Here is a 9,918-nt window from a genome sequence, read left to right as displayed (position 1 = left end):
ATCGGAGGGTGGACTATCGGCCCGCTCCGGCGCGTTCCGGACACCCCCGTCGACTGAGCGGTGCGCTCCCGGGCCGTGTCGGCGGCAGCGGCGACGGCGTCCGCGCCGTTCCAGTTGTGCTGGAACAAGCGGCGGCCCTGCTCGGTCGCGTACGCCCGGCGGGCCTCGGCCTCGGCCTCTTGGGTCCGGCCCAGCATCTCCAGGGCCTGGCGGCGGTACTCGGGAGCCGCGTCGTCCTGCCGGCTGCGCGAGGAACTCGACCGCATCGGTGACGCCACACAAGACCGCGACCCTTGCGCATGGCGCGGATCTTGGCGGGCACCGGCCACCGCTAGAGCGTGGAAGAGACCACCACCGCCCCGGGGTGGTGGTCTCTTCATCGATCTCCACCTGAGTCGCGATCTGAGACGCGCTGAGTCACGACAGGACTCTCGCAACTCCCCCTTCTGAAGCAGCAGGTCAGCGCCTGTGGCATCCGGTTCGGCCGAGTCTCTTCTAAGCCTTGGCCGCAGGTTCGAGTCCTGCCGGGGGCGCTCCACCACAGACCCTCCTTCGGGAGGGTCTTTTTGCTGGTCATGGCCGGTTCTCGGCGACGGACCGCGGTCGGCTCGATCTTCCGAGGACTGCCGCGTGACCGTCAGAAGAAGGTCTTGAAGCGGGTGGAATCGGTCCGAAGCGGCATGGCCTGTGGTGACGAGAAGGGCCGGTCGACGCTGCCCCGGCCCCAGTAGAGGGCGGAGCCCGAGGGGCCGATCGCGTACAGGTCGGCCGATCCCGGGTAGTTCGCCCCGGCGGGGACGAGGTAGCTGTACTTCTGCCAGCCGCCGCCGACCTTGCGGCGGGCGGTGAAGGTGCCGTCGCCCTTGCCGAGGTAGAGCCAGAGGACCCCGTCCCGGTCGCGGGCCAGAAGGTCGCCGCCGGGTCCTCCGGCGAGGTTGCCGGCGCCGGTCATCAGGTTGTAGATCCCCCAGCCGCCGCCGATCTTCTTGCGGGCGCTGAAGGGGGCCTTGGTGTTACCGGTGGACCTGTAGAGCCACAGGGCGCCCGAGGTGTCGGTGGCCAGGAGGTCGCCGCGGCCGTCGCCCGTGAGGTCGGCGCCGCCGACGAGCTTGTTGTAGACGTTCCAGCCGCCGCCGACCTTCGTTCGGGGCAGGAGCTTGCCCTTGTCGCCCCGGTGCAGCCAGAGGACGCCGTCACGGTCACGGCCGACGACATCCTCGGCGGGGGTCCCGCCGAGGTCGCCGGGGGCGGACATCAGCGTGTACGTGTTCCAGCCCGTACCGAGGACCGTCCGCGCCGGGTCCTTGACCGGCGGCTCGCAGGGCCCGATCCAGTCGCACTCGGTCTCGCGCATGCGGTACAGCTCGTCGATGTCGTAGGCGGAGAGGGTGCCGGACGAGTCACGGACGAGGACGTCGGGTTCGCGGGTGTCGTTGAAGTCGTGGGCGTCGGGGACCAGGGTGAGTGTGAGGCTGCCGGCCCGCTGGACGCCGGGCCCGGAGCCGGTACTCGGCGTGGCCGTCATCTTCCAGGTGTACGCGCCGCTGTAGGTGGAGTAGTGCGGGCCGTACGTGTCGCTCCAGTGGACCCAGGCGAACTCGGTGTCCGGATCCCACGGGGATTCGAGGACCGTCTTCCGCCCGGTGGCGACGTGGGTCAGTTCGACGACGACGTCCACGTCGAGCTGGTTGAACTGCCACTCCAGCCTGGTGCCGCGCTCGGCGGGGGAGAAGGTGACGGCCTGGGGCACGTTCTCGTACGTGACGACGAGTTCCTCCTCGGCGGCGGTCCGCGGCGCCGCGGCGGTCTGCGGCGTGGCGGTCTCCGGCGGGGCGGTGGGCGCGGCCATCGCGCCGGACGGCAGCGTCAGGGTGCCGGCCGTCGTGGCGGCGAGGATGACGGCGACGGCGGCGGTCTGCCGGAGTCGGGGCATGTGAACGGAAGCGCGGTACAAGGCGCTGAGCCTCCTCGGAAGGCGAGAGCGGGTGCGGCGGAGGACGCCGCACACGCAAGACCGGCGTGGAGATCGAAAAGTTGTACGCCGGTCGGCCTGGTCATGGCTTCCGGGTCACGGGTGGACCGGGAACTCCGACTGGAAGGCCAGGCGGCGGCCGGCGTCCGCGCCGAGGCGGGCGAGCAGGTCGTCGAGCGCGAGGAACTCCGCCCAGGGCTCCCGCCCCGTCGCCCCGGCCAGCGCCCGGACAAGCCTGTCCTCGAGGTCGGGGACGCGCTTGTCCTTCCAGATCTTGTCGGCCGTGCTGACAAGAAGGTCCTCGATCGTCACACCGGGGTCGTCCCAGCTCGCGTGGGTAGCGGCGAACCGGGCCAGGCCCGGGGCGAAGCCGCGGTCCAGCAGCAGGTCGCGCCCGGCCGCCTCATGCGCCGAGCCGGGCCCGGCGAGCTCCTCGGGGTGCAGGGTCTTGCCCACGTCATGGGTGGCCGCGCCGAAGAGGAGGGCATCACGATCGACGGCCAGGTCCGGGTAGCGGTCCCGCACCCAGTCGGCCAGCTCGACCGCGACGTCGTGGACCGCGCGCAGGTGCGCCGCCAGACGGGGCGGGGCCCCCAGAGAACGCAGGAGTTCCGTCACCACGGGTGGCAGCGGCCGCAGGGGCGGCTCGCCCGGAACGTCGAGGGCCCGGAGCAGGAGGTCCGAAGGCTTCGCGGTCATCCCACGGACACTACGGCTGCTGGTCCAGCACGGGGTAGCCGGTTCGGCTCCGGGCAAGGCTCGCGCCCGGCTCCGGGGCTTCTCAGCTCAGCCAGGGCCTGCGCCCCGGGCCCGTCGGGTGGGTGCCCGTGACCGCCATGACCACGGAGTAGAGGCTCGTCTCCGCCGTGATGAAGAGGCGGTTTCGTTTCGCGCCGCCCCAGGCGATGTTGGCCACCGACTCGGGGACGACCAGGCGGCCGAGCAGGGTGCCGTCGGGGTCGTAGCAGTGCACGCCGTCGGACATCGCGGCCGCCCAGAGACGGCCGTCGGCGTCGAAGCGGAGGTTGTCGAAGCGGGCCTTCGCGCGGGGCGCGGCTTCGGCGAAGGTCTCGCCCGGCGACAGGGTGTTGTCCTCGCGTACGTCGAAGACGCGGATGCGGCCGGCCCGGGTGTCGGAGACGAACAGCCTCCGCTCGTCGGCCGAGAAGACCAGGCCGTTCGGGGCGGCGAAGCAGTCGGCGACCAGGTGCACGGAGCCGTCGGCCGGGTCGATCCGGTAGACGTTGTTCGAACCGATCTCGCTCTCCGCGCGATAGCCCTCGTAGTCGCTGGTGATGCCGAAGTCCGGGTCGGAGAACCAGATCGAGCCGTCGGACTTCACCGTCGCGTCGTTCGGGCTGTTCAGGCGCTTGCCCTGCCAGCGGTCGGCCAGCACGGTGACCGTGCCGTCGTGCTCGGTCCGGGTCACCCGCCGGTTCCCCTGCTCACAGGTGATCAGGCGGCCCTCGCGGTCGAGGGTGTTGCCGTTGGTGTGGCCGGCCTCCCGGCGGAAGACCGCGACCGCGCCGGTCTCCTCGTCCCACCGCAGCATCCGGTCGTTGGGGATGTCGCTCCAGATCACCTGCCGCCAGGCGGGCAGATAGACCGGACCCTCGGCCCAGCGGCAGCCCGTGTGGAGGACCTCCAGGGCGTCGTCGCCGTTCATGCACCGCCCCGTACGGAACCTCTCGTCGAACATCTCGTACAGCGCAGGGCTCTCGTTGCTCATGCAGTCCTCCCCATTGCGATCCCGGGACGCCGAATGATGTTTGGCGACATCGCGAGATTGGCTGATGTCGTATCCTTGTCGCAAGGTTTGACCGAATGGAGAGTCGTGGATCACATCGATCGCCTTCTGCTGTCGGAGCTCCAGCAGGACGCCACCCAGTCCTATGCCGCGCTCGGCCAGGCCGTGGGGCTCTCCGCAGGCTCCGCCCATGAACGGGTCCGCAAGCTGCGGGAGCGCGGTGTGATCCGGCGGACCGCGGCCGAGGTCGACCCGGCGGCGGTGGGTGGTGGCGTGCTGGCCTTCGTGACGATCGACTCGACGTCCTGGATGGGAGAGGCCGGGGAGAGCTTCGCCGCGATCCCCGAGATCCTGGAGGCGCACATCGTCGCCGGCAGCGCATCGGTGCTGGTGAAGGTGCGGACCGCGACCACCGAGCAGCTCCAGGACGTGCTGCGCCGGCTCTACGCGATCGACGGCGTCGGCGGGACGCAGGCCACGGTGGTGCTGGAGACCTTCTTCGAGCGGCCGGTGTCACCCCTGACCTCCGGCCAGGGGTGACCGTCGCCGGATCCCCGTGCCGCTACCGCGCCGCCTGGGCGCCGGCGGAGGCGGACGCCAGGAACGAGCGGTACCAGGCCGCCGCGCCCGCGAGGCGATGGAGGGGGCCCGGGCCCGGGGGGCAGTGGGCGGCGCGCCAGACGTCCTCGCTCGCGTACCAGTGGTCCTGGGCCAGCAGCGAGAACTGACGCTCGCTCATACGGCCCGGGGTGACGCGCAGGCGGTCGAGGCAGGCTTCCCAGGGCAAGTCCTCGTCGGCGGCGGGCAGTACGTCCAGGGCCGCAAGCTCCGCCATCAGGTCACCGCTGCTGACGGGAACGGGATGGCTGGCGTGGTAGACGCCGGGCTCCGGTGCGTCGGGGGCGGTCGCCAGGGCGGTGATCAGGCGCGCCAGATCGTCCACGTCGACCAGGGAGAGCTGCCCGCGGCCACCGTCCCACCGGGCCGGAACCCGGTCGAGCAGCTCCGCGAGCGCGGGCACCACCCAGCGGTCGCCCGCGCCCAGCACGAGTCCGGGGCGGAGCACGATCCCGCCGGCGGCCAGTACCGGGGCCTCGCCGGCGAGCCGGGTGCGGCTGGCGGGTGAGACCGGCGCGGGATCGATCTCGTCCACCGTGATCCCGCGGTGCGGGCCCGGGCCGTAGACCGCGGCGGTGGACAAGTGGACGATGCGGCCCACCCCCCAGTGATGGACCGCATCGTCGACCAGGGCCGCCGTCCCCTCGACGTTGACCGCGGCGCACTGCGCCTCGTCGCCGGAGATGCGGGAGGCGAGGTGGATCAGGACGTCCGCGCCGCTCGCCGCCGTGCGCAGCGACGCCCGGTCCGTCAGGTCCACGGGCGTCCAGCTCACGCCCGGCGGGGCGGAGTCGGGTGCGGCGGCGGAGCGGCCGAGGGCGCGGATCGAGATCTCGCGCCCCGTCTCGCGCGCGGTCGCGGCGAGTCGATGGAGGACCCGTGAGCCGACGAAGCCCGTGGCCCCGGTCATGACGACCCGGAGGGGACGGCTCACGCGGCGCCCACCGGCTCGGCGGCGGGGATCCGGAGGCCGGAGATGACGGGGACCGGCGCGAGGGCCGGCAGCAGACAGCGCCACATGTCGGTGATCCGGCGGGGCAGGTCGGCGCGGCCGGTGGAGAGCTGCGACATGACTTGCGTACCGGTGTACGCGGCGACCAGGAGCTGCGCGAAGGCGGCCTCGTCCACGCCGTCGAGCAACTGTCCCTTCTGCCGCGCGACGACGAGCTCCTGGTGGAAGCGGTCGGCCCACCACTCGTATATCGAGTACTCCTGCTTGCCCACCACCCCCTGCTCGACCGCGAGCCGGACGCCCGCCCGCAACAGGGTGTTGCGCTGCATCTCCACCGCGAGGTACCCGGTCATGTCCAGGAGTTGCTGGAGACCGCCCTCCCCCTCGGGGAACTTCAGATCCGCGGCCTGCTCCAGGATGACCGCGCGGGCCAGCCCTTCCTTGGACCGGAAGTGGAAGTACACGGCGCCCGCCGTCACGCCCGCCCGGTCGAGGATCTTGGTGATGCTCGCGCCGAGGTATCCGGCTTCGTCGAACACTTCAGCCGCGGCCCGGAGCACCAACTCCCGTGTGCGGATCGCCCGTTCCTGCCTGTGTTCCGCCACTGGCCTGTTACCTCGTATACATCGACAAAGAAAAAGAGTGACCACTATCTTATGTGAGCGGACAGTCGAGACACCAGTGCTACGACCCCGCAAATGTTGTGGACAGTCAGGGGAGAACTGTTGTGCCTGCGATAGAACTTGCACAGGACCGGGCGACCGCCGGTCCCGTGCCTGTGCCCATGTCGTACACCCACAAGACGAATCCGGCCGAAGTGCTTCTCGTGAGCTGGTGCCGGACCGGGGACGACACCTTCACCGTCACCGCCCGATGGCCGCGTGAGCACGCGTTCTACCTGGACCGGTTCGGAAGGCACGACCCCCTGTTCCTGACGGAGACGGTGCGCCAGACGCTGCCGTTGCTGTCGCACGCGGCGTACGACGTTCCGTTCGGGCACCAGCTGCTCTGGAAGGACTTCGGCTGGGACATCGACCCGGACGCGCTCTGGGTGGACGGCGACGACGGTGCCGACGTCGTGTTGCACCTCACCTGCTCGGACGTGAAGTACCGGAAGGGACGGGCGACGGCCGTCACGCTCGCCGTCGAGGCCGAGCGGGCGGGCCGCCGGCTGGCCACCGCCCGGACGCGGTTCACGATCCAGGACCGGGCGGTCTACGAGCGGCTGCGGGGGCGGTACGCCGACATCGAGAGCGCCAACGCCCGGGCCCTGCCGCTGCCGCCGCCGTCGCCCACGCAGCAGACGGGCCGGGACCGCTTCGAGGACGTCGTGCTCTCGTGCACCGACGTCCCGCACCGCTGGCAGCTGCGGACGGACACCTCGCACCCCGTCCTCTTCGACCACCCCGTCGACCACGCGCCGGGCATGCTGCTCCTGGAGGCCGCGCGCCAGGCCGCGCAGGCGGCGGCCCACCCGCGGCAGACGCTGGTCGTGGGCATGCAGTGCGACTTCAGCCGGTACGCCGAGCTCGACGCGCCGTGCTGGTTCACGGCCAAGTCCCTGCCCGACGACCTGGACGGGCGCCCTCGGATGCTCGTCACGGCGGAGCAGAACGACGAGGAGATCTTCACGTCGGTGATCGCGCTGCACGAGGTGGCGCCCGCCCGCTGACGGCCTGAGCCGCATCCGGCCCCCAGCCGGGAGCGCGAGCCCACGCACCGCGCACCCGCGCACCGCGAGCCAGCGAACCGCGAGACCGCGGACCCGCGAGCCCGGACAGCACACGCCGTCCGGGCTCGCGGGCGTCGCCTCACGCGGCGGCGGGCACGTCCGCCGCGTCCGGGCGGAGGGCGAAGAGCCTGCCGTACTCGGTGACGCCCTCGCTGATGGCCGACGCGCCGGCCAGGTGCAGGGCGTGCCAGAAGATCGCCTGGTTCGCGGTCACGACGGAGAAGCCGAACTCCTCCTCCAGCGGCTTGATCGTGCCGACGGCGCGGATGCCGTTGCCCGCCACCAGGACGGCGTCCGGCTTGTGGGAGGCGACGGTGGTACGCAGCCACTCGGAGAGGTTCCGCGGTGTGATCGCCTTCTGGTTCGACGGCAGTCCGCAGGGGCCGTGGTGGACGACCTCGAAGCCGAACTCCCGGAAGTAGTCGGCTCCCTGGCCGGAGAGCCGGTCGTCGAACCAGGGCGGATTGACGAGCGCGATCCGCTTCGCGCCGAGCGCGGTGAAGGCGGCCCGGGCGGCCCTGGTCGTGCCCGTGATCGGCAGCTCCCGTGTGACCGGGCGCAGTCGCTCGTACAGCTCCCGCTCCCCCGCCGCCCTGAGCACGTAGCTGGAGGAGGTGAAGCCGAGGGTGAGCGCGTGCAGGGGCGAGGCGGCGAGCTGCTCGACGGCCTGGTCGAGGAAGGGCGGTTCGACGAACGCGCGGACCGGGTCGTGCGGGATCTTCTCGTCCATCTCGCCGCCGGCCCGCATCGCGCCGAAGTGGACGCGGGAGCCGTGGATCGAGACGGACGCGGGCGCCATGGCCTGGAGTTCGGCCTCCGGGCCCACGTCGGCGTGCGGGACGACGACGCCGATGCGGATGGCGGCGTCCCATCCGTCGGTGGGCGTGGCGGCGCCGTCGGTGGGCGAGGGCGCGCCGTCGGTGGGCGTGGCTGCCTGGGTCATCGGCGTACTCCTTGCTTCGCTTCGTCGGCCAGCCGGCCGCCGGCCACCGTGCTGGTGCCGGGGCCGCTGAGGAACCTGGGATGCCGGGAGCGCATCGCGTCGATGACGAAGTCGTACGGGACGTCGTCGAAGGCGCCGTGGTCCGTGAGGAACTCCATGGAACCGGCGCCCTCCGCGTACGGGTGGTAGAGGCTGTCGGTGAGCCCGTCGAACTCCAGGGCCTCCATGCCGTACAGCTTGCAGAGGATCTTGTTGAAGACCGGCGTGGCCTTGATCCACCTGCCGTCCAGGTGGACCTGGGTGAGGCCGTGGAAGAAGACGTCGCCGCCGATGTGCTCGATGAGGCGCGGCGAGGCGAGGTGGTTGCGGACGTCGCCGTACACGAGCCGGGAGGGGATGCCCAGGGCACGGACCGCCGCGGCGTAGAGGGCGGACTTGTGCAGGCAGAAGCCGGACTTCGTGGTGGCGGTGTGGGACGCCTTGAGGCCGGTGGGCGAGAGGTCCGCGCCGTAGACCTCGTAGAAGACCTCGTCCCGGACGGCGTAGTAGAGCTCGATGGCGAGGGTGCGCCGGTCGGCCGCACGGTCCTTGACGGCGTGGTCGATGAAGGCCTGGACGGCGTCGGTCTCGTAGTCGAGGAACTCGGTGGGCTGTGTCAGCCGGTCGTGCAGGTCGGGCGTCATGGCAGGCGGTTCCCTTGGGGTCAGAGGCCGAGGAGGGCGGCGATGCGGTTGCGCTGGATCTCGCTGGTGCCGGAGTAGATGGTTCCGGCGACGGAGTCGCGCAGTTCGCGTTCGATTCCGTGGCTGGTGAGCACGCCGCGTCCGCCGTGGATCTGGACGGCGTCGAGGGCCATCTGCAGGTTCGCCTCGGAGACGACCGTCTTGGTGGCGGCGAGGTCGATGGCCGCGTCCTGTCCGGTCTCCACCTTGACCCCGGTGTCGCGCAGCCACTTGCGCGCCGTCTCCAGCCGGATCTTCATGTCGGCGATCTTGTGGGAGACGGCCTGGTAGGAGCCGATGGTCTGCCCGAACTGGGTCCGGGACCTGGCGAACCGGATGGTGTCCTCCAGGCGGCGGGTCATCTCGCCGAGGGTGATGGAGAAGGCGAAGAGCACCTCCCGCTTCATCACGTGGTCGAGGACGAGGAATCCGGAACCCTCCCTGCCGACCCGCTGGGTGACCGGGACGCGCAGGCCGTCGAAGGCGAGCGTGCCGATCGGGCTGGTGCGCAGCCCGATCTTGTCCATGGCGGGCCCGACGGTAAGGCCGGGTGTGCCGGCCTCGACGAGCAGGGTGGTGAGGCCGAACGGACCGGGGTCGCCGGTACGGACGTAGAGCAGGAACAGGCCGGCGACGGGGGCGTTGGTGATGAACATCTTGCTGCCGTCGACCACGTAGTGGTCGCCGTCGCGGACCGCGGTGGTGGCGGAGTTCATCGCGTCCGAGCCGCCGGACTCCTCCGTGATGGCGTGCGCGGTGATGATGTCGCCGGACATGATCCGCGGGAGGTACCGGCGCTTCAGCTCCTCGCCGCCGAACTGCTGCAGCGGTACGCCCACGGAGACGATCTGGGTGGACGTGGAGAAGGAGAGGCCCGCGTCGCGGGAGGTGTGACCGAGGCCTTCCAGCACGCGCATGGTCTCGGTCAGGGACCGGCCGTGGCCTCCGTGGTCGGGGTGGAAGGGGGTCCGCAGGATCCCGGAGTCCTGGACGGCGGGCCACTTGTCGGACGGGAACGCACCGTTCCTGTCGAGTTCCCCGATGTCGGCGTTGAGCTTGTCGGCCCACGGGGCGGCGAGGTGGAAGAGGTCGTCGGTCACAGCCTGGTCCTTGTCACGTCGGGTGGGAGGAGGCGCCCCGCGGACGGCACACGCGGCCACGCACGGCCACACGCGATCACGCGACCACGCGCGGCCACGCGGCTGGTTCCGGTGGTGCGGTGCCGTCCGCGG

10 protein-coding genes are annotated in these 9,918 nt (G+C 71.3%); 2 read left to right on the top strand and 8 right to left on the bottom strand.

Features of this window, described 5'->3' with window-relative positions; all coding sequences use genetic code 11:
• Positions 1-637: 637 nt before the first annotated feature.
• The 3 genes from M5362_RS05615 to M5362_RS05605 form a co-directional block, all read right to left on the bottom strand.
• Positions 638-1,933 (bottom strand): hypothetical protein, encoded by a 1,296-nt coding sequence (locus tag M5362_RS05615; protein WP_260226212.1) that lies wholly within the window; start codon positions 1,931-1,933, stop codon positions 638-640.
• 135 nt (positions 1,934-2,068) lie between these two features.
• The gene (locus M5362_RS05610; RefSeq protein ID WP_260226211.1) at positions 2,069-2,671 is read right to left on the bottom strand and encodes an HD domain-containing protein; all 603 of its coding nucleotides are present in this window, start codon (positions 2,669-2,671) and stop codon (positions 2,069-2,071) included.
• An 82-nt stretch (positions 2,672-2,753) separates the two neighbouring features.
• The gene (locus M5362_RS05605; RefSeq protein WP_260226210.1) at positions 2,754-3,701 is read right to left on the bottom strand and encodes an SMP-30/gluconolactonase/LRE family protein; all 948 of its coding nucleotides are present in this window, start codon (positions 3,699-3,701) and stop codon (positions 2,754-2,756) included.
• A 105-nt stretch (positions 3,702-3,806) separates the two neighbouring features.
• On the opposite strand from M5362_RS05605, the gene M5362_RS05600 reads away from it, so the two are divergent.
• Positions 3,807-4,259: an Lrp/AsnC family transcriptional regulator gene (locus M5362_RS05600; RefSeq protein ID WP_260226209.1), complete on the top strand. Its 453-nt coding sequence runs from the start codon at positions 3,807-3,809 to the stop codon at positions 4,257-4,259.
• Between the two features lie 22 nt (positions 4,260-4,281).
• Here M5362_RS05600 and M5362_RS05595 read toward each other — a convergent pair whose 3' ends face one another.
• The gene (locus tag M5362_RS05595) at positions 4,282-5,271 is read right to left on the bottom strand and encodes an NAD(P)-dependent oxidoreductase (protein ID WP_260226208.1); all 990 of its coding nucleotides are present in this window, start codon (positions 5,269-5,271) and stop codon (positions 4,282-4,284) included.
• Positions 5,268-5,894 (bottom strand): ScbR family autoregulator-binding transcription factor, encoded by a 627-nt coding sequence (locus M5362_RS05590; protein ID WP_260226207.1) that lies wholly within the window; start codon positions 5,892-5,894, stop codon positions 5,268-5,270. Before M5362_RS05590 ends, M5362_RS05595 begins: the two co-directional genes overlap by 4 nt.
• Positions 5,895-6,073: 179 nt before the next feature.
• Between M5362_RS05590 and M5362_RS05585 the strand changes: the two genes are divergently transcribed.
• On the top strand, positions 6,074-6,961 hold the full coding sequence (locus M5362_RS05585) for a ScbA/BarX family gamma-butyrolactone biosynthesis protein (protein WP_260226206.1): 888 nt from the start codon (positions 6,074-6,076) through the stop codon (positions 6,959-6,961).
• Between the two features lie 139 nt (positions 6,962-7,100).
• Here the strand turns inward: M5362_RS05585 and M5362_RS05580 are convergent, their stop codons facing one another.
• The 3 genes from M5362_RS05580 to M5362_RS05570 are packed head-to-tail and all read right to left on the bottom strand — an operon-like array spanning position 7,101 to position 9,786.
• On the bottom strand, positions 7,101-7,964 hold the full coding sequence (locus M5362_RS05580; RefSeq protein ID WP_260226205.1) for a maleate cis-trans isomerase: 864 nt from the start codon (positions 7,962-7,964) through the stop codon (positions 7,101-7,103).
• On the bottom strand, positions 7,961-8,647 hold the full coding sequence (locus M5362_RS05575; protein ID WP_260226204.1) for a transglutaminase family protein: 687 nt from the start codon (positions 8,645-8,647) through the stop codon (positions 7,961-7,963). Before M5362_RS05575 ends, M5362_RS05580 begins: the two co-directional genes overlap by 4 nt.
• 20 nt (positions 8,648-8,667) lie before the next feature.
• On the bottom strand, positions 8,668-9,786 hold the full coding sequence (locus M5362_RS05570; protein ID WP_260226203.1) for an acyl-CoA dehydrogenase family protein: 1,119 nt from the start codon (positions 9,784-9,786) through the stop codon (positions 8,668-8,670).
• Positions 9,787-9,918: the final 132 nt, after the last annotated feature.

It is taken from the genome of Streptomyces sp. Je 1-79, from assembly GCF_025195125.1.
Classification (GTDB): Bacteria; Actinomycetota; Actinomycetes; order Streptomycetales; family Streptomycetaceae; genus Streptomyces.
This window is presented reverse-complemented; position numbering and strand designations above follow the sequence as displayed.

Bases quoted from the DNA above. Each gene is read 5' to 3' on its own strand.
- M5362_RS05615 (WP_260226212.1), bottom strand. From the start codon at position 1,933: ATGCCCCGACTCCGGCAGACCGCCGCCGTCGCCGTCATCCTCGCCGCC.
- M5362_RS05580 (WP_260226205.1), bottom strand. From the start codon at position 7,964: ATGACCCAGGCAGCCACGCCCACCGACGGCGCGCCCTCGCCCACCGAC.
- M5362_RS05575 (WP_260226204.1), bottom strand. From the start codon at position 8,647: ATGACGCCCGACCTGCACGACCGGCTGACACAGCCCACCGAGTTCCTC.
- M5362_RS05610 (WP_260226211.1), bottom strand. From the start codon at position 2,671: ATGACCGCGAAGCCTTCGGACCTCCTGCTCCGGGCCCTCGACGTTCCG.
- M5362_RS05585 (WP_260226206.1), top strand. From the start codon at position 6,074: ATGTCGTACACCCACAAGACGAATCCGGCCGAAGTGCTTCTCGTGAGC.
- M5362_RS05605 (WP_260226210.1), bottom strand. From the start codon at position 3,701: ATGAGCAACGAGAGCCCTGCGCTGTACGAGATGTTCGACGAGAGGTTC.